The organism is Cupriavidus sp. 207A1 (assembly GCF_057798955.1).
The window spans coordinates 114,940-141,238 of the sequence record NZ_JBYOJO010000012.1; the positions used below are offsets into that span (position 1 = coordinate 114,940).

General features: G+C 63.0%; 23 protein-coding genes. 10 read left to right on the plus strand and 13 right to left on the minus strand.

The genetic code is table 11. The features are described 5' to 3' along the window. Positions 1 to 41: 41 nt before the first annotated feature. From AC3FMM_RS21620 to AC3FMM_RS21640, 5 genes are all read right to left on the minus strand, one after another. Positions 42 to 584 (minus strand): Sbal_3080 family lipoprotein, encoded by a 543-nt coding sequence (locus AC3FMM_RS21620; protein WP_115711478.1) that lies wholly within the window; start codon positions 582 to 584, stop codon positions 42 to 44. Positions 585 to 726: 142 nt separating this feature from the next. Then, positions 727 to 927, minus strand: coding sequence for a hypothetical protein (locus AC3FMM_RS21625; RefSeq protein WP_115711480.1), 201 nt, complete (start codon positions 925 to 927; stop codon positions 727 to 729). 31 nt (positions 928 to 958) lie between these two features. Then, positions 959 to 1,540, minus strand: coding sequence for an OB-fold putative lipoprotein (locus AC3FMM_RS21630; RefSeq protein WP_488687446.1), 582 nt, complete (start codon positions 1,538 to 1,540; stop codon positions 959 to 961). 147 nt (positions 1,541 to 1,687) lie between these two features. Beyond that, a complete protein-coding gene (gene mnmE / locus AC3FMM_RS21635) occupies positions 1,688 to 3,115 on the minus strand; it encodes a tRNA uridine-5-carboxymethylaminomethyl(34) synthesis GTPase MnmE (protein ID WP_115681351.1) in 1,428 nt (475 codons plus the stop codon). Between the two features lie 91 nt (positions 3,116 to 3,206). Next, positions 3,207 to 4,022, minus strand: a complete 816-nt coding sequence (locus tag AC3FMM_RS21640; protein WP_488687447.1) for a CHAD domain-containing protein — start codon at positions 4,020 to 4,022, stop codon at positions 3,207 to 3,209. A 178-nt stretch (positions 4,023 to 4,200) separates the two neighbouring features. Here AC3FMM_RS21640 and AC3FMM_RS21645 point away from each other — a divergent pair, with 178 nt between their 5' ends. Beyond that, positions 4,201 to 4,638, plus strand: a complete 438-nt coding sequence (locus AC3FMM_RS21645; RefSeq protein WP_062796033.1) for a PaaI family thioesterase — start codon at positions 4,201 to 4,203, stop codon at positions 4,636 to 4,638. Positions 4,639 to 4,675: 37 nt separating this feature from the next. Continuing rightward, entirely contained in the window at positions 4,676 to 5,062 is a 387-nt protein-coding gene (locus tag AC3FMM_RS21650; protein WP_115663457.1) for a VOC family protein, read from the plus strand. A gap of 55 nt (positions 5,063 to 5,117) precedes the next feature. On the opposite strand, the gene tam is transcribed toward AC3FMM_RS21650, so the two are convergent. From tam to rpmH, 5 genes are all read right to left on the minus strand, one after another. Further along, positions 5,118 to 5,888: a trans-aconitate 2-methyltransferase gene (tam, locus tag AC3FMM_RS21655; protein WP_115702826.1), complete on the minus strand. Its 771-nt coding sequence runs from the start codon at positions 5,886 to 5,888 to the stop codon at positions 5,118 to 5,120. A gap of 210 nt (positions 5,889 to 6,098) precedes the next feature. Continuing rightward, entirely contained in the window at positions 6,099 to 7,769 is a 1,671-nt protein-coding gene (yidC, locus tag AC3FMM_RS21660; RefSeq protein ID WP_115679022.1) for a membrane protein insertase YidC, read from the minus strand. Between the two features lie 21 nt (positions 7,770 to 7,790). Continuing rightward, positions 7,791 to 8,072, minus strand: a complete 282-nt coding sequence (yidD, locus tag AC3FMM_RS21665; RefSeq protein ID WP_012354399.1) for a membrane protein insertion efficiency factor YidD — start codon at positions 8,070 to 8,072, stop codon at positions 7,791 to 7,793. A 10-nt stretch (positions 8,073 to 8,082) separates the two neighbouring features. Beyond that, on the minus strand, positions 8,083 to 8,547 hold the full coding sequence (rnpA, locus tag AC3FMM_RS21670) for a ribonuclease P protein component (RefSeq protein WP_115679023.1): 465 nt from the start codon (positions 8,545 to 8,547) through the stop codon (positions 8,083 to 8,085). 172 nt (positions 8,548 to 8,719) lie between these two features. Then, on the minus strand, positions 8,720 to 8,854 hold the full coding sequence (gene rpmH / locus AC3FMM_RS21675) for a 50S ribosomal protein L34 (protein ID WP_008650850.1): 135 nt from the start codon (positions 8,852 to 8,854) through the stop codon (positions 8,720 to 8,722). 817 nt (positions 8,855 to 9,671) lie between these two features. Between rpmH and dnaA the strand changes: the two genes are divergently transcribed. From dnaA to gyrB, 3 genes are all read left to right on the plus strand, one after another. Further along, on the plus strand, positions 9,672 to 11,444 hold the full coding sequence (gene dnaA, locus AC3FMM_RS21680) for a chromosomal replication initiator protein DnaA (RefSeq protein ID WP_488687448.1): 1,773 nt from the start codon (positions 9,672 to 9,674) through the stop codon (positions 11,442 to 11,444). Positions 11,445 to 11,812: 368 nt separating this feature from the next. Then, positions 11,813 to 12,928, plus strand: a complete 1,116-nt coding sequence (dnaN, locus tag AC3FMM_RS21685) for a DNA polymerase III subunit beta (RefSeq protein ID WP_012351345.1) — start codon at positions 11,813 to 11,815, stop codon at positions 12,926 to 12,928. 253 nt (positions 12,929 to 13,181) lie between these two features. Beyond that, positions 13,182 to 15,707 carry a DNA topoisomerase (ATP-hydrolyzing) subunit B gene (gene gyrB / locus AC3FMM_RS21690; protein ID WP_488687449.1) on the plus strand — a complete coding sequence of 842 codons (2,526 nt, stop codon included), beginning with the start codon at positions 13,182 to 13,184 and terminating at the stop codon, positions 15,705 to 15,707. Between the two features lie 241 nt (positions 15,708 to 15,948). Here the strand turns inward: gyrB and AC3FMM_RS21695 are convergent, their stop codons facing one another. Continuing rightward, positions 15,949 to 16,095 carry a hypothetical protein gene (locus AC3FMM_RS21695; RefSeq protein ID WP_488687450.1) on the minus strand — a complete coding sequence of 49 codons (147 nt, stop codon included), beginning with the start codon at positions 16,093 to 16,095 and terminating at the stop codon, positions 15,949 to 15,951. Between AC3FMM_RS21695 and AC3FMM_RS21700 the strand changes: the two genes are divergently transcribed. Genes AC3FMM_RS21700 through AC3FMM_RS21720 form a run of 5 tightly spaced genes read left to right on the plus strand, consistent with a single transcriptional unit; the run spans position 16,094 to position 23,523 of the window. Further along, positions 16,094 to 18,901, plus strand: coding sequence for a Z1 domain-containing protein (locus AC3FMM_RS21700; protein ID WP_488687451.1), 2,808 nt, complete (start codon positions 16,094 to 16,096; stop codon positions 18,899 to 18,901). The two genes, AC3FMM_RS21695 and AC3FMM_RS21700, sit on opposite strands and share 2 nt — an antisense overlap. Continuing rightward, positions 18,898 to 20,970: an ATP-binding protein gene (locus AC3FMM_RS21705; protein WP_488687452.1), complete on the plus strand. Its 2,073-nt coding sequence runs from the start codon at positions 18,898 to 18,900 to the stop codon at positions 20,968 to 20,970. The genes AC3FMM_RS21700 and AC3FMM_RS21705 overlap by 4 nt, the downstream gene beginning before the upstream one ends. Continuing rightward, complete coding sequence (locus tag AC3FMM_RS21710) at positions 20,967 to 21,935, plus strand: hypothetical protein (RefSeq protein ID WP_488687453.1); 969 nt, start codon at positions 20,967 to 20,969, stop codon at positions 21,933 to 21,935. The genes AC3FMM_RS21705 and AC3FMM_RS21710 overlap by 4 nt, the downstream gene beginning before the upstream one ends. Next, positions 21,932 to 22,594 (plus strand): DUF6339 family protein, encoded by a 663-nt coding sequence (locus tag AC3FMM_RS21715; protein WP_488687455.1) that lies wholly within the window; start codon positions 21,932 to 21,934, stop codon positions 22,592 to 22,594. Before AC3FMM_RS21710 ends, AC3FMM_RS21715 begins: the two co-directional genes overlap by 4 nt. Before the next feature lie 20 nt (positions 22,595 to 22,614). After that, positions 22,615 to 23,523, plus strand: a complete 909-nt coding sequence (locus AC3FMM_RS21720; protein WP_488687457.1) for a PD-(D/E)XK motif protein — start codon at positions 22,615 to 22,617, stop codon at positions 23,521 to 23,523. A gap of 187 nt (positions 23,524 to 23,710) precedes the next feature. Here AC3FMM_RS21720 and AC3FMM_RS21725 read toward each other — a convergent pair whose 3' ends face one another. Continuing rightward, entirely contained in the window at positions 23,711 to 24,403 is a 693-nt protein-coding gene (locus tag AC3FMM_RS21725) for a hypothetical protein (RefSeq protein ID WP_488687458.1), read from the minus strand. A gap of 225 nt (positions 24,404 to 24,628) precedes the next feature. After that, entirely contained in the window at positions 24,629 to 26,179 is a 1,551-nt protein-coding gene (locus AC3FMM_RS21730) for a DNA cytosine methyltransferase (RefSeq protein WP_488687459.1), read from the minus strand. Positions 26,180 to 26,299: the final 120 nt, after the last annotated feature.

The window sequence follows — 26,299 nt, forward strand, 5'->3', positions numbered from 1 at the left end:
CGCGGCCCTCCGGTTGACTGTAGGTGGGGTAAGCGGAAGGGCTAGGCGGCCGGCGCGGGCGCCGTGTCCTCCGGCGGCGGAGGCGGCAGCATGCCGGGGAACAGCTGCTCGACCAGCTCATCGAGCTTGGACGACGGCTGCACGAAGTTGCTCAGGTTCAGCCCGCCGGCGCTGCGGTTGGCGTTGTAGATGGCCTTGCCGACCCGGTCGCCATTGAGAAACACGGTGATGTCGGCGTTGTTCAGGTAGGTGTTCCAGAACCAGGCGCCGCGCGCGGTGTACAGCGCCACCATCGGGCACGATGCGATCGAGGTCTGCGCCTGCAGCACCTTCACCTCGAAATTGCGCCGGCGCAGCGATGACAGGAAGTTCTCGACAAAGTCATTGCCGCTGACCGGGTTCACCACCACGCACAGCAGCGTGCCGTGGGCGCCGTAGTTGCCGAGCGGGCCGCCGCCAGCCGGGAGCTGGAACGCGACAACGGGATCGGTGGGGTCAAGGCGGTCGACCGGCGTCACGGCCTGGTAGGTCGAGCAGCCGGTGAGCAGCAGGCCCACGCAGGCCGCCAGCAGTGCATGGTTCATGGAATGTCCTGGAGGGCTGGGCGGCGCGCCACGACAAGGCGCAATGGCCACCGCATACCTTCACACTGTAGGCGCCGGCAGGCCAATCCAATCGGCCGAACAGAAGCGCAAACCGGCCGCTTCTGGCGTGGCGGATGGCGCCTCAGCCGCCCGCGCCGCCCTGCGCCAGCCGGCCCACCAGCACCAGGCAGAGCGCGGCCAGGCACACACCGACCACCGCCACCTGCACGCGCGTCACGGGTTTGCCGCCGAGCAGCGTCTGGCTGAGCCAGGCGGGCGAGATCACGCCGACGACGGTCGCCACCATGACCAGGATGGCAAGGACGGACAGCACGGATTGCATGGCAGGTAACTCCGGAATCGACGGGGTTCGATCAGTTGGCGCCGCCGCGCAGCAGGCAGTCGCGCAGCAGCGGCATGCCGTCGGCCAGGCCGGCGCCGTTGCACTCCACCGCCACCTTCTGGCCGCGCCGCACCATGGTGGCGCGCGCTTCCACTTCGCACTCGCGCCCGGCCGGGCCGCAGATCTGGCGCGGCAGCAGCAGCGCGCGCACATTGGCGCCCGGGTCGTTGGTGCGGATGTCGACAAAGACCTGCTCGCCCTCGCGGCGGATGCCGCTGGCCACGCCTTCGACGATCAGGTACTGGTCCAGGTAATTGCGATCCGCTTGCGCGGCATTGTCGCGGTACGCCTTCAGCAGCGCATCGGCCTGCAGTTGCGGCAGGCGGTCGGCGGGGCGTTGCGGGTCGATGCTGACCGGATCCAGCGTGCCGTTGCGCGGTACGCCACGCACCTCGGTCGCCGGCACCGCGCTGGCCTCGGCCTGCGCATCGGCCGGCGTGTCGGGCACGGCACCGCCGACATCGTCGCGGCGGTCATTGCCGGCAAACCACAACATGCCAAGGACGGCCACGGCGACGATGGCAACGAGGATCTGCTGGGTGCGGTTCAACATCGGGAAGGTCCTGCGTAGTGAGAGCGGAGGGCGAAGGGCGAATTATGCGCCCTGCCTGCCGCAGAAGCGCGTACGGCGTCGGGAAACGCCGGCCACATCGCCTTGCCGCGTGGGCGGAGCCGTTGGGACACGCCGGCTTGCCTCACCCTACTTCCCAATACAAAACCGCGTAAAAATCGTCCCCAGCAGGTCATCGCTGGTGAACTCGCCGGTAATGCTGTTCAGGTGTTCCTGCGCCAGCCGCAGTTCTTCCGCGAACAGGTCCAGCGCCTGGGCCTGGCGCTGGCTTTGTTCGGCGGCCACGTCCAGGTGCGATTGCGCCTGCCGCAGCGCGGTCAGGTGCCGCTCGCGCGCGAGGAAGGTGCCTTCGTTGCCGGATTGCCAGCCCACCAGCCGCAGCAGTTCGCGGCGCAGCAGTTCGATGCCGGCGCCGGTGCGCGCCGAGATCCAGATCTCGGTCGGGTTGGGGCCGTTGGCGGCGACCACGTGCGGGCGGTTGCCGCCGAACATGACCTCGCCCACCGCGGGGGCCTTGTCGATCTTGTTGACCACGCGCACGATCGGCGCACCCGGCGGCAGCTGGCCGCTGAGCTTGTCGTCGATGGCGTCGTCGATCTCGGACAGGCCGTGGCGCAGGTAGTCGGTGGCGTCGACCAGATGCAGCACGATGTCGGCGCGGCGGATGGCGTCCCAGGTGCGTTCGATGCCGATGCGCTCGACTTCGTCGGTGGCTTCCTCGCGCAGGCCGGCGGTGTCGATGATATGCAGCGGGATGCCGTCGATCTGGATGGTCTCGCGCACGCGGTCGCGCGTGGTGCCGGCGATCGGCGTGACAATGGCCAGTTCCGCGCCGGCCAGCGCGTTCAGCAGCGACGACTTGCCCACGTTGGGCTGGCCCGCCAGCACCACCGACAGCCCCTCGCGCAGCAGCGCGCCCTGGCGCGCCTGCGCCAGCACCGCGCCAAGTTCATCGCGGATGGTGGCAAGCTGGCCGCGCGCGTCGGACTGCTCCAGGAAATCGATCTCTTCCTCGGGGAAATCCAGCGTGGCCTCCACCAGCATGCGCAGGTGGATGACCTTGTCCACCAGCTGGCGGATGGCGTTGGAGAACTCGCCCTCCATCGAGCGCGCGGCCGAGCGCGCCGCGGCCTCGGTGCTGGCTTCGATCAGGTCGGCCACGGCCTCGGCCTGGGCCAGGTCGAGCTTGTCGTTGAGGAAGGCGCGGCGCGTGAACTCGCCGGGTTCGGCCAGGCGCAGGCCGATGCCGTCGCCGGCCTGCAGGCAGCGCGTCAGCAGCATCTGCATCACCACCGGGCCGCCGTGGCCCTGCAGCTCCAGCACTTCCTCGCCGGTATAGGAGTTGGGCGCCGGGAAATACAGTGCCAGGCCGTGGTCGATGACCTTGCCGTTGCCATCGAGAAACGGCAGGTAGGTGGCGTGGCGCGGCTTCAGTGCCTGGCCGCAGACGGCGCGCATCACGGGGCCGACATCGGGGCCGGACACGCGCACCACGCCGATGCCGCCGCGGCCGGGCGCGGTGGCGATGGCGGCAATGGGAAGCTGGGGAGCAGTCATGGCGGTATTGTCGCAGATCGGGTGCGGTTGGCGTGGCACGCGCTGGAACGCGCTGGAACGCTATGGCGGGCCGCCATGGCTGGCGGGACGGTCAGCTGGCGCCGGGCAACGGCGGCGCCTCGTCCGGCATCGCCTGCAGGTCCAGGCACTCGGCCATCAGGCGGCGCGCGACGATGCCGTCGACCTGCCGACCCAGCCGGGCCTGCCGCTTGACCAGCTTGCCGTGCAGGCGCCTGGTATAGCGCGCCGGCAGCACCGGCGCCAGCGCTTCGATCACGTAGCGCAGACGCTTGCCGGCGATGCGCTGCGCGTGCACCGCGGCGGGATCGCCCTTGCGGGCATGCCGGGCCAGTGCCCGCAGCTGCTTGCGGCCGCGGCGCACGCGCCGGCGCGCAAAGGTGGCCAGGCGGGCGCCGTCGCCGCGGGCGCGCGCGGCGAGTTGCGCCAGGTGCGCAAGGTCGCGATGCAGCGCGGGCAGTGGCCAGTCGCGGTAAGTGGCCAGTGTCGCCAGCATCGCGGCGCGCGCGGCATCGCGGCGCTGCCGGGCGGTGTCGGCGATGGCGGCCAGTATCGTGTCTTGCGGCTCCAGTTCGCGGGCCGGGCCGATAGTCTCGGCCAGGAACACATCCCAGTCGCGCACCGTGGTGGTGGTGCGGGCCAGCGTGCGCAAGTCGCGCTTCCAGCGGTCGCGCTCCTGCCGCGGCAAGGCCGGGCCCATGGCCCACACGACCGCGCGCGCCCGGCGCAGGGCAATGCGCAGCTGGTGCAGGTCTTCCGGGTCGTCGCGGCGCTGCAGCGGGTCCAGGCACGCGTCGATGCGCGCCAGGCTGGCTTGCGCCAGCGCGGCAAAGGCTGCGGCGGGCCGCGCCTTGCGGCGCAGCTTGGGAGAATTGGCGTCGGCGTTCATGGCGGACTGCATGCGGTCAGGCGCGCACGCGGGACGCAGATGCCTTCAGTGTAGGCGACAGCACGCGCTTGGGCGGAATGCGGCGCCAGCGCCGCTTTGGCGGTTGACACGCCCTGTCCTTCAGGCTGGAATGCGCAGATTCGCCAGGACCAGCACCCTGACCCACGAGGAAACCGCCATGACCACCGAACAGGAACGGCTTCTGCTGCGCGACACCATCGAGGCCGGCTTCCGCCAGGCCGCCTTCGTCAACGACGTCGGCATCGCGCTTGCTGACTGCGGGCCCGGCTGGTGCGAGTCCACGCTGGCCATCACGGCGCGCCACCTGCAGCACGGCGGCATCGTCCACGCGGGCGTGCAGGCCACCATGGCCGACCACACCGCCGGCGCGGCCGCATCCACCATCCTGGAAGCGGGCCAGCACGTGGTCACCGCGGAATTCAAGATCAACCTGCTGCGGGCCGTGCGCAGCGAACGGCTGCGCTGCCGCGCCGATGTGCTCAAGTCCGGCCGCTCCATCATCGTGGTGGAGGCCGACGTGTTTGCCGACGTTCACGGCGAATCCGTGCTGGTCAGCCGGCTCAACGCCACCATGAGCGTGCTGGACCTGGCCTGAGATCCTCTCTCTCCCATCTCGACAAAGGAAGCCACCCATGATCGACCACACCGGCGTCAGCGTCAGCGATTACGAGAAAAGCCGCGCCTTCTACCAGGCCGCGCTGGGCGCCATCGGCTACGTGCTGGACAAGGAATTCCCGGCCAGCGTCACCGGCAGCACCGATGTCGCCGGCTTCGGCACGCCCGGCCATCCAGATTTCTGGATCCACCGCGGCACGCCCAACCAGCCGCCGGTGCACGTGGCGTTCCGCGTCGACAGCCGCGCGACCGTCGATGCGTTCCATCGCGCGGCACTGGCCGCGGGCGGGCGCGACAACGGCGCACCCGGCCTGCGCGCGCACTACCACCCCGACTACTACGGCGCCTTCGTGCTGGACCCGGACGGCCACAACATCGAGGCGGTCTGCCACAAGCCCGCGTGATGCGGATTCAGCGGCGGATTCAGCGGCGGGTTCAGGGGCGGGTTCAGGGGCGGGTTCAGCGCGTCGCGACGATAAACAGGCGCGGGAACGGCAGCAGCACCGAGCCGTCCGGCAGCGCCGGGTACGCGTTGGCGATCTCGGTCTGGTAACGGGCCAGGTAGGCGGTACGCTCGGCCTCGTCCAGCGGCTGCAGGAAGGGGCGCAGGCCGCTGCCCTTGAACCACTCCACCACCGCGGCCGGGCCACCGGCGAGCGGATGGTGATAGGTGGTCAGCCACACGTCCACGCGCTGGCACAGCGGGCGCAGCAGCTCGTAGTACCAGCGCGCCGGCGCGCGTTCGGCGCGGGCCTTGCTGGCGCCGGCAAGCTTGTCGGCCCACGGGCCTTCCGCCGCCACCCGGCGCATCAGCTGGTGCGCGGGTTCTTCCAGGTTGTCCGGCATCTGCACGGCTAGCGTGCCACCCGGGGAAAGCTTCGACACCAGTTCGGGAAACAAGCGGGCGTGGTCGGGCAGCCACTGCAGCACCGCGTTGGCGAGGATCACGTCGTACGGGCCGGCCTCGTCCCAGGCGCCGATGTCGGCCACGCGGAACTGCACGTCGGGCAGGCGCTTGCGCGCGGCGTCGATCATGTCCTGCGAGCTGTCCAGCCCGGTTACCGAGGCGCCGGCATAGCGCGCCAGCAGCACCTCGGTGGAGTTGCCGGGACCGCAGCCGATATCCACCGCGCTGCGCGCGATCTCGTTGGGAATGGCTGCCACCAGGTCACGGACCGGGCGGGTGCGTTCGTCTTCGAAGGCGACGTATTGGTGGGCGGACCAGCTCATGGGGATCTCCTGATATCGGGCGCAGGTCAGTAGGATACGCCTGCAGTAGCCGGCACCGCAGGCCGTAGCCAACACCGCATGAGCGCGGCTCCCTCTCACGCGAAGTGGGAGAGGGGAGCAAACCGGCGGCAGGCACAGGCCATCGGTCGGCAAAAAACAAAAAGCCCGGCATCTCTGCCGGGCTTTCCATCACCGCATCTTGCAACAGGCTCAGCTCTTGGCCACCACGGCCGTCTTGCCCTTGCCCAGCATCCGGTTGATCTGCCACTGCTGCGCGATCGACAGGATGTTGTTCACCACCCAGTACAGCACCAGGCCGGCCGGGAAGAAGAAGAACATCACCGAGAACACGAGCGGCATGATCGTCATCACCTTGGCCTGCACCGGATCCGGCGGGGTCGGGTTCAGCTTGGTCTGCACGAACATCGACACGGCCATCACGATCGGCAGGATGTAGAACGGATCCGGCACCGACAGGTCCTTGATCCAGCCCAGCCACGGCGCCCCGCGCATTTCCACCGACGACAGCAGCACCCAGTACAGCGCGATGAACACCGGGATCTGGATCACGATCGGCAGGCAGCCGCCGAGCGGGTTGACCTTCTCGGTGCGGTACAGGCCCATCATCTCCTGGTTCATCTTTTGCGGGTCGTTCTTGTAACGCTCGCGGATCGCGGTCATGCGCGGCTGCAGGTCCTTCATCTTGCCCATGGACTTGTAGCTCGCCGCCGACAGCGGGAAGAACACCAGCTTGATCAGCACCGTCAGCGCGATGATCGACCAGCCCCAGTTGCCCAGGAAGCCGTGCAGCTTTTCCAGCAGCCAGAACAGCGGCTTGGCCAGGATGGTCAGCCAGCCGTAGTCCTTCACCAGCTCCAGGCCCGGGGCGATCTTCTCGAGCATGTGCTCTTCCTGCGGGCCGGCGAACAGGCGCGCATCGGTGCTCACGCTCGCGCCCGGGGCCAGTTGGCCCAGCGGCTGCTGCACGCCCACGCGGTACAGGTGCGGATCGATCTGCTGCACGTAGAAGCTGCGCTCCTTGCCGGTCTGCGGAATCCACGCCGAGGCAAAGTAGTGCTGCACCATCGCCACCCAGCCGTTATTGGCGGCGGCCGGCACGGTGGCCTTGCCCTTGGCGATGTCTTCGAAGTCGATCTTGTGGTACTTGTCGGCGTCGGTGTAGACCGCCGGACCGGTGAAGGTGCTGTAGAACTGCGACTGCTCTACCTTGCTGCCGTCGCGCGCCAGTTCCAGGTACAGCGTCGGCGAGACCGGCGCGGTGCCCGCGTTGGTCACGTCGAACTTGCTGTCGACCACGTAGCTGCCCTTGCGGAAGGTGTAGGTCTTGACCAGCTTCACGCCGTTCTTCTCGGCGCTCAGCACCACCTGCAGCTGCTCGGCGCCGTCCAGCGTGCGCGGGCCCGGGGCCGCGGTGAACAGCGTGGTGTGGTTGGGCAGGTCGCCGCCGATCAGGCCCGAGCGGGCCATGTAGGTGCGCACGTTGTCGCGCTCGAACAGCACCACCGGCTTGCCGTCCTTCTCATGCTCCTTGAGCAGCTCCAGGCGCGACACGATGCCGCCGGCGGTGTCGATCTCGGCGCGCACCGTGTCGGTGGTCACCACGATCTTCTCGCCGGTGGGCTGGGCCGCGGCCTGCGGCGCGGCGCCCGCGGCCGGGGCGGCTGCACCCGGCTGGACGTTGGCCTTGGGCACGTCGCCCTGCGCGGCCGCGCCGCTGGCGGCCGGCGCCGAAGCGGCCTGCTGCTGCGTCGTGCTCGGGAAGAACATCGACGCATGGCCGTTGGCGCGCTGCCAGTTGTCGTAGAGCAGCACGAGGGACATCGAGAAGATGACCCAGAGGATGGTGCGTTTGATATCCATGTCTGGCTGTGGTCGGAAAAATCAGGGTCTGGGCAGACGGATTGCCACGGGCGCATGGCCTGTGGCGGCATGGACTGGCGTGTCTGCTTCCGTGCCCGGCACGGGATCATACCCGCCTTGGGCGAAAGGATGGCAGCGGCACAGCCGGCAGGCGGCCATCCAGCTGCCGCGCGCGGCGCCATGATGGACGATGGCGTCGCGGGCGTAGTCGGAACAGGTCGGCAGGAAGCGGCACTGCGAGCCCAGGTAAGGGCTGAGGGCGATCTTGTAGACGCGCAGCAGGGCTAGCAGGATTCGCTTCATGGCGGGGCGGTCAGGCTGGCTGGCCTGGTGGCTGGCTTGGCGAGGGGCTCGCCGGCGGCGCCGCGGTGGGCGGTGCCGGGGGCGAGGCAGGCGGCGCGGGCGGCGGCAGTGGCTTTGCCGCTACGTCGAGCAGGCTGGCGATTTCCGCCGCGCATGCCCTTCGGACCGCCGCGCGCGTGGCAAATTCCACGCGCGGGAACTTCGCTTGCAGGCGCAGCAGCACGTCGCGGCCCGCCAGTTGTTCACGGCGCTGGCGGAACAGCTCGCGCGCCATGCGCTTCACCAGGTTGCGCTCGGCGGCGCGCGGCGCGAACTTCTTGCCCACCACCACGCCCAGGCGGCCTTCCGGCCGGTCATTGGGGCGTACATAGAGCACGAAGTGGGTGCTGCGCCGCCGGGGCCGCAAAGCAAAAACGGATGAAAACTCATCCGTCTTTGTAAGCCTCGCGGCTTTGGGGAAGGCATGGGCTGACACGCTGGGTGACACTGGCAAGCGCTGGCAAATAAGACTGCTGGCGCGAAGCGGCGCCCTGCGGCAAGCTGCCGGCCGACCTGAAGCCGGGGCGGTGGGCATTGACGGCCGCGCGGCACGGCTGCGGTACGCTGCAGCCGGCGCCGGGCGCGCCGTCAGGCCGGTCGCCCGGGCCTCAGATGGCCAGGCGCTTGCGGCCCTTGGCGCGGCGAGCGTTGATGACGGCACGGCCGCCGCGGGTCTTCATGCGCACGCGGAAACCGTGGGTACGCTTGCGGCGGGTAACGGAAGGTTGGTAGGTACGTTTCATGTTGCACTCTCTGGTTGATCTTGGCTCGCCCGACTCCGGCCGGTGCCGGGGTGCCGTGGCCGCCGCGTATGGTTCGCATGGGGTTGCCGCTTGCGAGGGAACTGCAGCGGCGTGTCCGACGATTCTGGTTCTGTCTTAGCTGCCGGCCGAAGGGCGCGCGCTGCAGGCAGGTAGCCTGTGGGCGCGGACGGCACGGACAGGCCAGACCCGGCGATGCGCATACGTGATCCCCTGCCGCATCGCAGAACCCGCCATTTAAACGATTTTCCGCGACGCTGTCAAGGCGACAGTCAGTGTGCGACGGCACAATCACCACACCGCCTGGTGGCGCGTGGTGCGCCATTGTCCACAACGGCCAGTGGGTAACCGCTAGTGCCCAGAAGGACACCTCTAGGTCTGTCATCCACAGGCGAAGTCCCTGTTTTTCCTGAATCTTTGCCCGTTTCCCCACCCCGGAAACCCGCGTCGCAGCAGGGGTTGTGCACATCAATCCACTGCATTTGCACAAGTTGTCCACAGACTTATCCTTTGTGGATAACTCAGGGGCGGGGGTACAATCCGGGTCCAAACACAACACGGGCTGCGTGGCGCAGGCGCAACCCGGGCTCCCACCGCGGCAACGCATGACTTTACGCACGCCAGTGCGGCGAACCGGAAGGCTCGCTGGCGGCTGCATGGCATGCCGCGGCGGCCTCGACCGTGGGAATGGATTCCCAATAGAGCCGAGGCGGCCCGGATCACGCGGCGCATACGCCGCCCGTGGCGTACCCGGGCCGCCGGCAAGGCGGCAACGGGTGCGATTACTTAACAACAAACAATGCAAGATTTCTGGCAGGCGGCAGCCGCGCAACTCGAGCGCGAACTGACGCCGCAACAGTTCAAAACGTGGATCAAGCCGCTGGCGCCCGTTGCGTTCGATGAAGAAACGCATGCGCTGCGGATTGCTGCGCCCAACCGTTTCAAGCTCGACTGGGTCAAGAGTCAGTTTTCGGGGCGCATCACCGCCCTGGCCTGCGAATATTGGGAAGCGCAGGTCAGCGTCCAGTTCGTGCTCGATCCCGCCGCGTCGGGGCGTGCCGCTGCCTACATGCAGCCGGCCCAGCCCGGCATGGGCGTGGGCGGCATGGACCGCATGGAACATCACGCAGCCCCGGGTACGGGCATGGGTGGCTATCCCGGCGCCCAGCCCGTCCAGCCGATGGGTGGCCAGGCCCCGTTTGCCATGCCTGGCCAGCCGGCGCAGCCCGGCTATGGCGAATACCCGAGCGCGGCCGCTTATGGCCTGGGGCAGCCGCAATACGGCAATCCGGGCAACCCCGGCAACCCGGCCGGCATGCCCTCCGCCGCCCCGCTTCCGGCCGGCGCGCGCCACCAGGGCATGGGCCAGCATCCCGGCCAGCACCACCCGCAGCACAGCGCCGAGCTGGGCGAGATCGACGTGGTCCAGATGGACCCCGCCGAAGCCAGCGCCCGCTCCTATCGCGCGCCGCAGCAGGGCCAGCACCCGCATGCCGCGATGGGCAACGCTGTGCAGATGCCCGGCCACCAGCCCAGCGACACGGTCCATGAGCGCTCGCGCCTGAACCCGATCCTGACCTTCGACAACTTCGTCACGGGTAAAGCCAACCAGCTGGCGCGCGCCGCCGCCATCCAGGTCGCAAACAACCCGGGCAAGTCGTACAACCCGCTGTATCTCTATGGCGGCGTGGGCCTGGGCAAGACCCACCTGATCCACTCCATCGGCAACCACATGCTGATGGAGAACCCGCGCGCGCGCATCCGCTACATCCACGCCGAGCAATACGTGTCCGACGTGGTCAAGGCCTACCAGCGCAAGGCGTTCGACGAGTTCAAGCGCTACTACCACTCGCTGGACCTGCTGCTGATCGACGATATCCAGTTCTTCTCCGGCAAGAACCGCACGCAGGAAGAGTTCTTCTACGCCTTCGAGGCCCTGATTGCCAACCGGGCGCAGGTGATCATCACCAGCGATACCTACCCCAAGGAAATCACCGGCATCGACGACCGCCTGATCTCGCGCTTCGATTCCGGCCTGACCGTGGCGATCGAGCCGCCCGAGCTGGAAATGCGCGTGGCGATCCTGATGAAGAAGGCCGCCGCCGAGAACGTGAACGTTCCGGAAGAGGTCGCCTTCTTCGTCGCCAAGCACCTGCGCTCAAACGTGCGCGAGCTGGAAGGCGCGCTGCGCAAGATCCTGGCGTTCAGCAACTTCCACGGCAAGGACATCACCATCGAGGTGACGCGCGAAGCGCTGAAGGACCTGCTGACCGTGCAGAACCGCCAGATCTCTGTGGAGAACATCCAGAAGACCTGCGCGGATTTCTACAACATCAAGGTCGCTGACATGTATTCGAAAAAGCGGCCTGCCAATATTGCACGGCCGCGCCAGATCGCGATGTACCTGGCCAAGGAGCTGACGCAGAAGAGCCTGCCGGAGATCGGCGAACTCTTCGGCGGCCGCGACCACACCACCGTGCTGCACGCCGTGCGCAAGATTGCCGACGAACGCAGCAAGGATGCGCAGCTCAACCATGAGCTGCACGTGCTGGAGCAGACGCTCAAGGGCTGATCGCCGGCTGGTACCCGGGGCGGCTCCCGGGACGGCGTTTTGAAGGGCCAGCCCGCCGGGCTGGCATACTGTAGGGTGCGCGCCACGGACATCCCGTGGCGCCTGGGGAATTAACGTCAGCGACGCCGGGGCAAGTGTCCGGAAAGTGGCCACTGATAAGGCTTTGCGGTGAGTCGGGACGGGATGGCAAGAACGGTTGGCGCCAGCGTGGCTTTTTGGGCACAGCTGGCCCGCCGGCCGGTCCCGCCCCGCTTCACCGCAGCGGCTTATCCTTGGTACAATGGCACATTAACTCCTTGATTCCTAAGTGAATTTGGAGTTGTTTGCGTTCTGCGGTCGCCGATTACAAACGACGAAGGATAAATTCAATGCAATTGGTCAAAACCTCGCGAGACAACCTGCTGCGTCCGCTGCAAATCGTGAGCGGCATCGTGGAGCGCCGCCACACCCTCCCGATCCTGGCCAACCTGCTGATTCGCAAGTCCGGGTCGAACGTATCCTTCCTGTCGACCGACATCGAAATCCAGATCACCACGCATGCGGAATGCGGCGTCGGCAATGACAGCGTCGCCACCACCGTGGCCGCGCGCAAGCTGCTGGACATCCTGCGCGCCATGCCCGACGGCGACGTCGCCCTGTCGCTCAACGACAAGCGCATGACCGTGCAATCCGGCAAGAGCCGCTTTGCCCTGCAGACGCTGGCCGCCGAAGAATTCCCGACCGTGGCCGAAGCCAGCGAATTCAACGCCAGCGTCAGCCTGCCGCAGAAGACCTTCAAGCACCTGCTGGCGATGGTCCACTTCGCCATGGCGCAGCAGGACATCCGCTACTACCTGAACGGCATGCTGCTGGTGGTTGAAGGCAAGAAGGTCATGGCAGTCGCCACCGACGGCCACCGCCTGGCCTACTGCGGCGTCGAGCTGGAAAACGAAGCGGCTGGTGTCGGCTCGCGCCAGGAAGTCATCATCCCGCGCAAGACCATCCTGGAACTGCAGCGCCTGCTGGAAGACAACGACGATCCGGTCACGGTGCAGCTGGCCGCCAACCAGGTCAAGTTCACGTTCGCCAATATCGAACTGATCTCCAAGCTGGTCGAAGGCAAGTTCCCGGACTTCCAGCGCGTGATCCCCAAGGGCTACAAGAACGCCTTCGCGATCGACCGCGTGCAGCTGCAGCAGGCGCTGCAACGCACCGCGATCCTGACCACCGACAAATTCAAGGGCGTGCGCTGCATCCTCGACACGCACATGCTCAAGATCAGCTCCACCAACGCCGACCAGGAAGAGGCGCAGGAAGAGCTGGAACTCGATTATTCGGGCGACGCGCTCGATATCGGCTTCAACGTGACCTACCTGCTCGACGTGCTTGCCAACCTGAAGACCGAGCAGGTGCAGGTCAGCCTCGGCGACTCGAATTCGAGTGCGCTGATCACCGTGCCGGACGACGACAACTTCAAGTACGTCGTCATGCCGATGCGCATCTGATGATCCGGTGACAGGACCTGTGCCACAACCAGCGCAGACAGCAACCGGAGCAGCAAACGGCACGCTACGACACCCGGCCCCGGCCGGTACGTCCAGGGGATGAATATCCCGCCGCGGGGGCAGGATCGTTACGACGATCCGCCCCTTTTGCCGTTTTTAGTAACCCGCCATGCGGACCCATCGCGCCCCGCCGCCGGCATGCCAGCCATGCCCGCCCGGCCCCGATTCCGCATTCGCCGCAAGTAGGAAAGACATGACCGAACAGCAGAAACCGCAACAGGAAAACACCTACGGAGCCTCCTCGATCCAGATCCTGGAAGGCCTGGAGGCGGTACGCAAGCGCCCGGGCATGTATATCGGCGACACCTCCGACGGCACCGGCCTGCACCACCTCGTGTTCGAGGTGCTGGACAACTCCATCGACGAAGCGCTGGCCGGCTACTGCACCGAAATCCAGGTCACCATCCACAGCGACAACTCGATCTCCATCGTCGACAACGGCCGCGGCATCCCGCCCCTGGTCAAGTTCGACGACAAGCACGAACCCAAGCGCAGCGCGGCCGAAATCGCCATGACCGAGCTGCACGCCGGCGGCAAGTTCAACCAGAACAGCTACAAGGTATCGGGCGGCCTGCACGGCGTGGGCGTGTCCTGCGTGAACGCGCTGTCCAAGTGGCTGCGCCTGACCGTGCGCCGCGACGGCCAGGTCCACCTGATCGAATTCGCCAAGGGCGAAGTGCAGAACCGCATCATCGAGACCGTGCCCGGCCCCGACGGCCAGCCCGTTGAAGTCTCGCCGATGAAGATCACCGGCGCCACCGACAAGCGCGGCACCGAAGTCCACTTCCTGGCCGATGAAGAAATCTTCACCAACGTCGAGTTCCACTACGAGATCCTGTCCAAGCGCATCCGCGAGCTCTCGTTCCTGAACAACGGCGTCCATATCAAGCTGGTCGACCAGCGCACCGGCAAGGAAGAAGACTTTGCCTTCTCCGGCGGCGTGAAGGGCTTTGTCGAGTACATCAACCGCGCCAAGAGCGTGCTGCATCCCAACATCTTCTACGCCAACACCGAAAAAGACGGCATCGGCGTGGAAGTGGCCATGCAGTGGAACGACGGCTACAACGAGCAGGTGCTCTGCTTCACTAACAACATCCCGCAGCGGGATGGCGGCACCCACCTGACCGGCCTGCGCGCCGCGATGACCCGCGTCATCAACAAGTACATCGAAGAAAACGAAGTTGCCAAGAAAGCCAAGGTGGAAACCACCGGCGACGACATGCGCGAAGGCCTGGCCTGCGTGCTCTCCGTGAAGGTGCCCGAGCCCAAGTTCAGCTCCCAGACCAAGGACAAGCTGGTCTCGTCCGAAGTGCGCCTGCCCGTGGAAGAACTCGTCAGCAAGGCCCTGACCGACTTCCTGCTGGAAACGCCCAACGACGCCAAGACCATCTGCGGCAAGATCGTAGACGCCGCCCGCGCCCGCGAAGCCGCCCGCAAGGCCCGCGAAATGACCCGCCGCAAGGGCGTGATGGACGGCATGGGCCTGCCCGGCAAGCTGGCCGACTGCCAGGAAAAAGACCCCGCCCAGTCCGAACTCTTCCTGGTGGAGGGCGACTCCGCAGGCGGCTCCGCCAAGCAGGGCCGCGACCGTAAGTTCCAGGCCATCCTGCCGCTCAAGGGCAAGATCCTGAACGTAGAGCGCGCCCGCTTCGACAAGATGCTGTCCAGCCAGGAAGTGCTGACGCTGATCACCGCGCTGGGCACCGGCATCGGCAAGGACGACTACAACCTGGACAAGCTGCGTTATCACCGCATCATCATCATGACCGACGCGGACGTGGATGGATCGCACATTCGGACGCTGCTGCTCACGTTCTTCTATCGTCAGATGCCTGACATCATCGAGCGCGGGTATGTGTATATCGCGCAGCCGCCGCTGTACAAGATCAAGCATGGGAAGGATGAGCGGTATATCAAGGATGATGTCGAGCTCAATGCCTACCTGCTGAAGCTGGCGATGGAGAAGGCGTCGCTGGTTCGGCCGGATGGGTCGGAAATCAGTGGGGATGCGCTGACTGAGTTGGCTCGTCAGTATCAGCTGACGGAAGGTGTGATTGGGCGGCTGTCGCGCGTTGTGGATACCGATGCGCTGCGGGCTATTGCGGATGGGGTGACGCTGGATCTGGATAGTGCTGCTGCAGCGGAAGCTTCAGCTGTGGCGCTGAAGGCTAAGCTGGCTGAGATGCATGCCAAGACGTTGATTGGAGCTGCTGTCAATGATGACGGCACCGCGGACGTGTACGCGCAGTTCGACGAAAAGACTGACAAGCATCGCCTCATGATCGCTCGCCGCCATCACGGCAACGTGCGACTGTCGCATCTGGATGCGGATTTTGTTCATGGGGCTGACTATGCTGCGCTGTCCAATGCGGCTAAGACGTTCCAAGGGCTGACGCCAGAAGGGACTAAGGTGCAGCGGGGTGACGGCGAGAAGCTGCGGGATCAGACTGTCAACGACTTCCACGGGGCTATGCAATGGCTGCTGGCTGAGGCTGAGCGTGGGGTTTCTCGTCAGCGCTATAAGGGGCTGGGTGAGATGAACCCGGAGCAGCTGTTCGAGACGACACTTGATGTGACCCAACGCCGTTTGCTGAAGGTGCAGATTGAGGATGCTATTGCGGCGGATCAGATCTTTACCACCCTTATGGGGGATGAGGTGGAGCCGCGGAGGAACTTTATTGAGAGTAATGCGTTAGTGGCGCGGAATATTGATGTTTGAGTGCCATAGTAGATAGTCGCCTAACCTAAGAATCGCGGACCCATGAGTTGAAAAACTTATGGGTCTTTTTCATTGGTAGTTCGAATTTATGGGATCAATTCGTCGAACACGTTTGACATTACAATCTGTTACATTTATATAATTAGGTGAATCGCCCTTAGATGAGAAGGGGGGCGAGCCACTACCCAACAGTGGGGTATAGAGATCGCCTAAGATGGAGACGCCCTTAACGATGAACGATTCATACGACGTTTGGCACAATTCGCTGCCCCAACTCGGTTAACGAGCCAATATCGCTAGGCAACACAAAGCGGATATCAAGATTGAGAACGCGCGGGGCAAAAAATTTCATGTTGCCCAATTTCAGACCGTATAGATAGAAGGCCATGACGAATTTCCTCATCGACCCCGAATTCGATCCTTATCGCGCTCACATCGAAAGACAATTGCGGGAAGGCAAGACTTGGGCGGACCTGCGGGCGCAGGTAGAACACGCGTTCGATGCAATGGACTCTTGGTTCATTTCCCAGCAGACGTTCTCGTCGTGGCCAAGTCTTGGTTCCACGCCGCAAGAGCGACGCACGACGTGGATTGCACTTCTTGATGCAAAAGAGGAAGCCGAGACGAGGATGACGCTCGCGAAACGTCCACTCGTCGTCGTCGGGCGAGAGGAGACCGAGCCCAACATCAACGTGCCTGAGGCCGAGCATTCGTCATGGCAGCTATACCGCGACCATCTACAGGGTCAGGGCTGGGACAGCGAGGCCATTGCGCCGATCGAGGAATCGTCGCTCAGGATCCTGAAGCGGCTGAGAAAGAAGACGGCAGGAATGTCACCCGTGCGCGGGATGGTGATCGGCCATGTACAGTCGGGAAAGACAGCGAGTATCGCGGGGCTGTCGGCCATGGCAGCAGATCATGGGTGGAATCTCGTGATTGTTCTGAGCGGCACCTTGGAGAATCTGCGTCTGCAGACACTGCGCCGACTTGTGAAGGATCTGAATCACTCTGGCAACCTGCATTGGGAGGCTATCAACCAGCCGTCAGACGAGAGCCCGCACGGCCAGCGGGCACAGGACAAGCATTTCAGGGCGGGAAGCACGTCTCGCCATCTCGTTGTATGTCTCAAGAATCCCAAGCGTCTCAAGAATCTGCTCGACTGGATCACGAAAGATAAGGCTTCGCTGAGCCAGATGCGGATCCTGATAATCGACGACGAAGCGGATCAGGCGAGCATCAATACCGCGGCAGCTGAGCAGGTCCGGACCACTATCAACCGGGCAATCATTAGCCTGACACAGGTGAAGGCGCTCTCTGTCAACTATGTCGGTTACACGGCAACGCCGGCAGCAAACTTTCTTAACGAAGGGCCCGGTGAGGGTCTGTATCCCCAAGACTTCATTCTCTCTCTGCAGCAGTCGGACAAGCATTTCGGTCCGCCGCAGATCTTTGGTGCACCCGATCGCGGCATCGAACCGCTTGGAATCGTCAGCCCGATTTCGTCCGACGATTTAAGCGCGATCAGCGATCTGCATGACGAAGCATCTGCGGCGATTCCCGACAGCTTGGCGGATGCGCTGCGCTGGTTCGTCTGCGCGGCGGCAGCATTTCGCGTCTACGGAATCGCGAAGCCTGTCAGCATGCTCGTCCATACCAGCCAACGGCAGCATCATCACGACAATATCGCCGAAGCCGTGCGCACAATGCTTTTGGCGGCGAGTGCCGATCAGGAAACCTTCATTGCAGCCTGCCGGATGACATGGGATGAAATGGGTGCCATGCTCGGTAGGGACGACTTCAAGGATCGATTCCCCGGCTACGGCTGCCTCGATAGTCTTCGCGATTATCCTGAGTTCGAAGCGATGATCCCGCACATAAGGGAATTGCTCACAGGAGTGACCGCCATTCCGCTCGATAAAGAGGGCGCCATGGCCTATCACCGGGGTATCCACCTCTGCATCGACAACTGCGCGAACAACGGTATCAGCGACGAAAACGAGGTGCGGCGACTTTTCTACCCTGACCCGGATGCCAAGGACTATCCGCACTTCTCTACGGCTTTCATCGTGGTAGGTGGAAGCACGCTCGCCCGCGGACTCACGATCGAGAACCTCGTCAGCACTTACTTTCTCCGTGCGTCGGTTCTCGGCGATTCACTCATGCAGATGGGGCGCTGGTTCGGCTATCGAAGGGGATACGAACTGCTTCCCAGGATCTGGATGCCACAGCAGACCAAGGAAAAATTCGAATTCCTGACACTGGCCGAGGAGGACCTGCGGGACGACCTCAAGCGATTCATGGACGGGGGAGCTAATCCCAGTGAATTCGGACCGAGAGTACGCGCCCATCCCCGAGCATCGTGGTTGCGCCCGACAGCTCGCAACCGGATGAGCGAGGCCCAGGGCGCCGAGTATGACTTCTCAGGGGTCAATCGACAGACAACGATTTTCCATGCCGGACAAAACAGCGGCTCGATTCATCGAGGCAACCGATCTAAGGCGATGGCATTTCTAGAAGGACTTGAAAATGGCCCGACGACTGCTTTGCAGAGAAACGCACTAGTATGGCGTGGGGTGGCATTCGATTCCGTTGCGCAATTTCTGAGCGATCTGGTTTTTCATCCAAATGCACAGTTCTTCTCGGATATTGCGCCGTTTCTGAAATGGTATCGGGCGCAGGCTGCAGCAGCAGGCTATGAAGACTGGAATATTGTTGCCGCAGGCACGTCTGCAAAAGGCAAGGCGTGGGAAATAAAAGGTCATGCCGTGGGGCTCGTAACGCGCACCCGCGTCACGAAAGCGAGCCGGGACGATGCTGTTTCCATTGGCGTGCTGAGGGATCCATTGGACCTTCTGGCGGATATCGAGACCCCGTACGAGGTACCTGAGCAGCCCACCAACGAGTTTGTTTCGCATTGCCGCGCCAAGGCTGGTCTGCACAGGACGCCACAACTGCTTCTGTATTTGATTGACAAGGACAGTCAACCTAGCGGCGCGCAGATGCGCAAAGCACAGAAGGAGAGCGAGAGAGCCAGGCTTGGCGCGGAGGAAGACATCGTCGGTATCAGCCTTTGGCTTCCTGGCGCAAGAAATGTCAAGCGGTCCTATGCGACGCATCTTACCGTACGCATACCACCTGTTCTGGCCGCCGACGATGATGACATTCCCGGCACGGGGATCGGGGACGTCAGATGAAGTATTTTCCGCTGAGCCTTGGTCCCATGCAGGAGTCCGGAAGCGCTCTGCTGCGGGCGTTACAGAACGACTCCATGATTCCGCTTGACTTGCTGGTCAGGGAGGCCGTTCAAAACAGTCTGGATGCAGCATTGAAGTCCGCCGGCAGCGAAGTTACTGTCGATGTCACGATCCGGCCGCATGGAACCGATGCGGTTGCCGGCCTTTTCGAGTCCGGCATCGACAAGGCAGTGCTCTTCCGCCTGTTTCCCAAAGGCGGACGTATGCTCGAAATCCGTGACAAGGGTACAGAGGGCCTGTCGGGACCGCTTCGGCTCGAGGATGTCGGACGTGGCCAGCGTCGGGGAAATCTCCTGAAACTCGTGTACGAGGTGGGCAGGACCCGCAGCGATGAAACGTCTGGCGGCTCTTGGGGGCTCGGAAAGACATGCTATTTCCGAGTCGGTGTGGGCCTCGTTCTCTACTACTCACGGATCCTGCAGAACAACCGCTTCGAGGAGAGGCTTGTTGCATGTCTTGTCGAAAATGAATCTGACGAGAACCGGCTTCAGCGCGACTCGGCGACGGGCATTGCTTGGTGGGGAGGGGAAGCGGGCACGCCCCTGCCCCTCACTGATTCTGCAAGAATTGCGACGTTGCTACGTTCCATCGGTGTGCAGCCGTATTCGGGAGAGGATACCGGTACAGCGATCATCATCCCGTTTCTAAAAGACAACCTGATCCCTCAGCAGGAAGAAGCTTCTCCCGAGGAGCGCGATGACAGCGCACACGCGGAACCATTGCCGTGGTGGTTCAAAGACTATGCGTCCTACGTGCGCGTGGCGCTGCAACGGTGGTTCTGCGCCCGGATTGATAACCCCCGCTTTCGTGGAGGGGCGGCCCTCGCAGTTAGCGTCAATGGCCAGCGCCTGCAGACCGCCCGCATGCAGCCGGTGTTCCAAGTCTTGCAGGCACTCTATAACCGCCTTGATCAAGGAAGCCTCGGTGAAGACTACCTTGATAAATGTGGTGTCGGCCCAGCCGACGTGCTCGATGCGCCCATTGATCTACGCGGGGTCTTCAGAGCTGGAACGAGCGCTGGGCGGATTACTGCGGTCCGCCTCACCCCGGCACAGCTCAAGATGACCGAGCCGGAGAACATGCCGGATCCCTACCGTTGCATTTTCAGCCCGCAAGAACATACGCAACGGGATCGGCCTTTGGTCGCGTTCATGCGCGGTCCTGGAATGGTGATCCGCTGGGACAACAGCAACGATTCCAAGGGATGGGGGGGAAGTGTACAGATGCCAGCCGGGGAAGCGTTTCTTCTGGGGTTGTACGTGCCGGAGAAGGACAGGGAGCTAAAAGATGATGTGCGCAAGAAACTGAGGAACCCGGACCAGACGCTTGAAGCTTATCTGCGATCATGCGAGAGAGCGGATCACCATCAGTGGGCAGATCAGGCTGGGCTCACGATCATCACTAGGATCCGTGGTAAGGCGGGTAGTGAACTAGGAAAATTCAATGCGCCAGTGTCCGCTCGAACTCCAAGCATATCTCTGCGCGCGGCACGGAATCTTGCAGACAGATTGCTCCCCGCAGGGTTCGGGCAAGATGGCCGGATCGCTCCTGTCCCACCTGATCCACCAAGTGGAGGTGGCTCCCCCGGAGGGCGCAATGGCGGCGCACACAAGTTTCCCGACCTTGAAGTCACACACGTGCGATACGGGGAAAACGAAATGCGCATCTGCTGGCGATTGAATTGGGGCAAGGGGCTGACCAGTAGGCAGATATCGCTTGGGGTGGATTCGGAGTCCGGCGTGATCAGTTATGACAAGTGGACCGAAGAAGGGCTTGGGCCTTTCCCGCTCACGATCGAGCAGGCAGTAATCACCGATGAACTTCGATCGCACGTCACCGACATTCTCGGAATTGACAGGATGCTACTGGTAATAAGACCATGGCAATCCAATATGGATGGCACCACCGTCAACGGTGAAATGACTATCCGCATGTCCGGGAGGCTCGCCGGAAATCTACGGCCGGTTCTGCACGCTGCTGTAGTACAGACAACGGACGAGCCAGCATGAAGCGATCTACGATTCCACCCCATCCCGTACTCACCACGGCGCTGGTCGAGCAGATGGAATTTGCTCCTGCCATCACGTTTGCGTCATCGCGAGCGACTCCTGGGGCGCGAGGGGCATGGGGCGAGCAGTATACGCTTGGCCACGATTCTGACTGGGATCCCGGCCGAGACGACCTAGAGGTACGTTGTAGTATCGATGGCATCCAAAATGTCGGGCTGCTCTTCGGGCCAGACGGGGTTGCTCCGCGCTCCGCGACTCTCGCATTGGCTCTCGAGTGGTTCTCGCCAGATTCGGGCTGGCGCATACTCGGAACCCCGGCAATGCTAAGCCTGCCGGAACAACCCGATTTGCCGATCCCAGCGCAACTCACGCTGACCTTGCCGGCCAATACGCTTCGGGGGACTGGCACACTGTCGTTGCAGCTCGTGCTTGGCGATGCGGGTACGCCGGAAGAGGACGAAACAGGTCTGGCACGTATGCCCGGATTCCGTTTCGGTATGCTAGGGCTCGATACACGTCTCGTCATTGATGGGGATGGATCATTGTTCCCGGTTGTGGTGGAAGCGCTTGGCACCGACGAGCCGCTCTGGAGGTTTACGCATGACTGGTCTGACCCTTCGGAAGATGAATTCTCCACCGTATGGTTATCTCTCTCGCTGAACGAGGACCACCCGGACTTTTCAATGCTTCGCGAACAGGGTTCGGAAGCGTGGACGCCGCTCTTCTGCCAGGTTATGGCATCTTGGCTTGCCACTTTTCTCATGGAGCTCAAGGGCGAGCCAGGAGTTGATTTTGATGCCATTGCTCTTGGTCGGCCGGCTGCCGCGGCACGCGGAAGTATCGTGGATGCTGCGGCGTCGATGGTGAAGCGTGGCAATCTCAATTGTTCGTCGCCTAGAGAACTGATCAGATCGATTCAGGCGTGGGTGGACATCACGGCTCGGACGACCCGGGAGAAGCAATGAACTGGGCGAAATTTACACGCAATGCGGCCAGCCGAAAATTTAACGAACTGAAGGATGCCGATGCAATTCGGCCCGGGTCGTTAGCACCAGGCTATCCCGAGCTTAGAGCGGCTGTCCTCGACTCGCTTCCGCTTTTCGCAAAGAGTGGCCTCGAAGCGGGTGCCTACGATATCCAGGCAGGTCTCACCCTGTACAGAGTATTGGGGGAGCGAGGGTTCGGCTTGCGTCATGCCGCCGATGACGGTATATGGCGCTATCTGTCGCTTATTGTCTTGCCGGACTATGTGCAGTCCCGGTGGGATGAATTCCAAGAGGCGCGTTTCTGGCGAGATCGCAGTCGTATTTGGCTGCGCGCAATTTGGTGGTTCGTCCATCTTTCGTGGCAAGGCGATGCAGCCTCCACCCTTGCCAGTGTAAGCGGCATGTCGACCGACGACATCGTGCAGATCGTTGAACGCCCCGGGCGCCGTGGCTTCCGTGTGGAGCTTTATCGTGCCATGGTCCGAGCCGCCGGTGCGAGACCTCAAGGGCAACGAAAAATCCGGCAGCTGATGAAGCTCAATACGGCCACTGTGGTGATGGTCGAGCCGTCAGCGTACCGGGGAGGGGTCTCCGAATACGTGGAGGCCCTGTATCAGCAGATCGACCAGACCAAGTAAAACTTCGGGTTCGGCACAAAATGAACGTTGTACAGGAGATCCGTGCGGCTTTTGCCAATGTTTGGGAAGGCGCCATGCTGCCGGTAAGATCGGGGCAGGCCGAATCCGAAGCGTGGGTGTTTCGCGAGGATGGACGCTTTGGCGTCGCAGTCCCCCTGAGCGCAAATTTGCATATCCTGGAGTTTTTTGCAGGAGCAAAGCTGGGAACAGTGGAGCGCGACGTGGAAGGCCATGTGCGTACATTGCTCCGTCTGGATTCAGGTTGTGAAGCATTGCGCAACGAATTTGCAGTCGTTTGCGCTCAGTTTATCGATCCAGGTATCGATGGACACGACAGAGCGGATTTGACAACGGATCCCCTGGCATGGTGGAACCGATGGCGGCAACTACTGGGTAATGCGAATTGGGACCGCCGGGCATATAGCTCCCTTGGTGAGCTGCTCGCGCTTGAGCGACTCCGTTCGCAAGGTATCGATGCGAGGTGGATCGGTCCACGGCAGGGTTCGGTGGACATCGAAACAGCCGGCGCATCGTACGAGGTGAAGTCGACGCTGAGCCGTTATGGTTCGGTGGTCCATATCGCAGGGCAGTTCCAGTTGAGTCGCTCGAGGCATGTCCCCTTGCACCTGATACACCAGCGATTCGAGCCGTCGTTGGCTGGCGACTCCATCGATTCTGTGGTGCTTCGACTCGCCGAATGTGGCATGGCTGTCGAGGAGCTGGAGGCATTGCTCGCCCGCGATGGGCTTCACGCCGGCGGCGCCGCGCGCGCGGAGACGTATCGACTGCTGGAGTCAACCGTCTACGCGGTGAACGATGAATTCCCTAGCATTACGCCATCGAGCTTCTTGGCGGGCGTGGTCCCGGCCGGCATTGTGTCCATCGAATACGATGTGGATCTTTCCGCGCTGCATGGGCAACCATTTTGATGAAGCGGGTATTTCGGTTGAGGGGACCTGGTATCCTAGGCGCCTTTGATAAACGCTCGTTGGCAAGGTGCCCGACGGCTTGGTGACCAATCACTGAAGCTCGCCTTTGGCTGCGGACGCGAAGAACCTTGTAAGTCGATCATCCCCGCTTCTGATATGCAAGGATCAGCCGGTACGTCGCTGGCGACTACTCCCAGCGTCGACGCAGCGTTGCGATACGGGCGTCGGCCCTGAGTGCATGTCCATCGGGACCGCATAGCGACACTGACCCTGCCGGCAGGCCGAATACCTGTTCGATATTCCGCCGGATGCTGCCGACCGTTGCATCGCCGCGCGCAGCACGGTACCGGCGAGGACTTTCGCCGCCGCTTGTCTTTTCTGCTTCGGCTGGTACTACGGCGCTTTCCAGGTCGGACTCGCTTTCCAATGCATCGTCGGGCCAGACGCAGGTTATCACTGCGTCATTGTCCTCGTCGTCCTCGGCATACCATGTGATCGCATCGCGGGGTCGCCAAACCCTGCCATCCTCGATATGGAATTCGCACAGTTCCTGCGATGGTCGAATGGAGTCGCTCAGTCTGGCCCGCACCCCCGGGATGGCTTCGAAACCGCAGAGGATCGGTTCGAGCAGTGCTATCGGGCCGTCGATGCCGACAAAGGCAGACCACGAATAGGTTCCGAAATTGACACTCTCGCCCTGGCAGACGTAGATGGTAGCCCGCAATTCTTGCGAGTCATGGGCAATCCCCCGAATTGACGCGACAACGGTGTCTCCATATCCGAGCAGCCTCTCGGGGAGGCTGTCCATATCCACTTCCACGGTCGGGATTGGTTCCCGCGAGCGCAAGAAGTGCAGCTCCGTTTCTTGACGTTCGATCAATGAACTCTCCAGTCTTATCGCCCTGAGCGATCCGCTCCGGTCAAATATTAAACTCGGCAAGCAACGGGGCGATATTTACCCCACGAGAGAGGGAGGCCGCAGAAAGTTGCGAGAGACCGCTGGCTGCGGACGTTTCCTTAGCTTAGGCAGTATCGGTTCGACAGTCGGATCAGGCTCTTGGTCATGATTCAGCAATCTCCTGCCCGCTCCAACGATCCAGTGCTTTCAGACGAGCTGAGCCACAACCTGTGCGATCTTGTAGGCTAGCAGTGGCGGAACGGCATTGCCGACTTGATGGAACTGCTCGGTGCGATTTCCCTGAAAGAAATAGTTGTCCGGGAACGTCTGCATCCGTGCCGCCTCGCGAACGGTGAAGCTGCGGCATTGCGCAGGATCCGGGTGTATGAAGTAGTGACCGTCCTTCGCGATATGGCTTGTGATCGTCGTGGAAGGACGACCGTACTGCTGCACCCTGAACCGGTCGGCAAACTTGCCGGACTTCCAGTTGCGATGCTCCGGGTGAAGTCCGCTTAGTAGCGAGAACTCTTCGTGCCCCTTCGGCGAGTGTTCAAATGCCTCCGCGAAGGCCGCCGAATATGCGTAGCGCCTGAGGTCGCTGCTCATATGTCCACGCACCTCAGAGTTCAGCCATACCCTAAGGTTGCCGTCGTGGTACCAGCGCTCCAGCTCTGTCCGCGGCGTGAAGTCCGACCTTGCCCTTTTCAGCCGCAGGTCGCCGGTGCTGAGGTCGTCCGAAAGGCGGGATAATGCCTGCCTGAGTTCGCGGCGCAGTGGTGACAGATCATGGCGGCCCTTCGCTTCGTCCAGCAATTCGGTCAGGTGCCGCTTCACGATGCGGCTCCAAGGAGCGACCTGTTCGTCGCGCCTGCTCAGTTCGCTGCGCAGCATGGGCAATCCGCTGAGCGCGTCCTCGACATATTTTTGGGCCATTGCCCGAAGCTGCCCGGGCTTCGCCCCGAGATCCGTGCGTATCCCGAGCAATATCACGCGATGCCGTGCCTGCGGTATGCCGTAGTCCTCTGCCTTGATGACGAACTCCCGGGCGTCAATGTCGCTTGGAGACATGTCCCCATTGAAAAAGACCGGCGAGGCCAGCGAGTGGATCGTGTATTCGTGCTGTATCCGCTTACCCAAGGCCATGTCTGGTGAGGCAAGGTCCTCCAGGATGGTATGGAAAATCTGCTGATCACCCACCCGCGAGGTTAGGATTCCCTTGACATTCTCCATGACGAAAACTGCCGGCTTGTATTTCTGGATGATCTTCAGATATTCGCGATAGAGGAAGTGCCGGTGGTCTTCCTCGGGTTTGTAGTTCGCCTTACCGCGATTCCGCGAGCGCCCTACCAGCGAATATGCCTGGCAGGGCGGGCCACCGATGAGTATCCAAGGCTTGTTCGGGCCCAGTCCTGCTTTCGAGATGGCATGGTCGAGCTCGGCATTGCCTTCCGGCGTACCCAGCGTGATCTGGCGTGCTTCCTCGCCAGCTTCTTCCCATGCAGCCGCCGTGGCCATGTCCCACGGAGTGTCCGCTGTCCCGTTGCAGAACCGATAGTACGGCTTGAGCGCAACCGCGTCCTCCCGCCTAAGCAGGCGATAGAATGCCCTCAGTCGCAGAGTGCGATGCGCAGACTTGTCCATCTCCGCGGAAACGATGATGCGGAACGCCTTACCATCATCGAGTGCCGAAAAGCCTTCGCCAAGCCCCCCAGGGCCTGCAAACAAGTCGACGACGGGGATAGGGATTGATCTTTGCATCACAAGACGGGCAGAAAAGCTTTCAAGAGCGGGACATTACCAGGAACGCGGCTTCCAGTCGAGTGCAGGGAAACGCGCGCGCAGTACCTAGCTTCCTGCAGCAGCAATTCAGCCAATGAC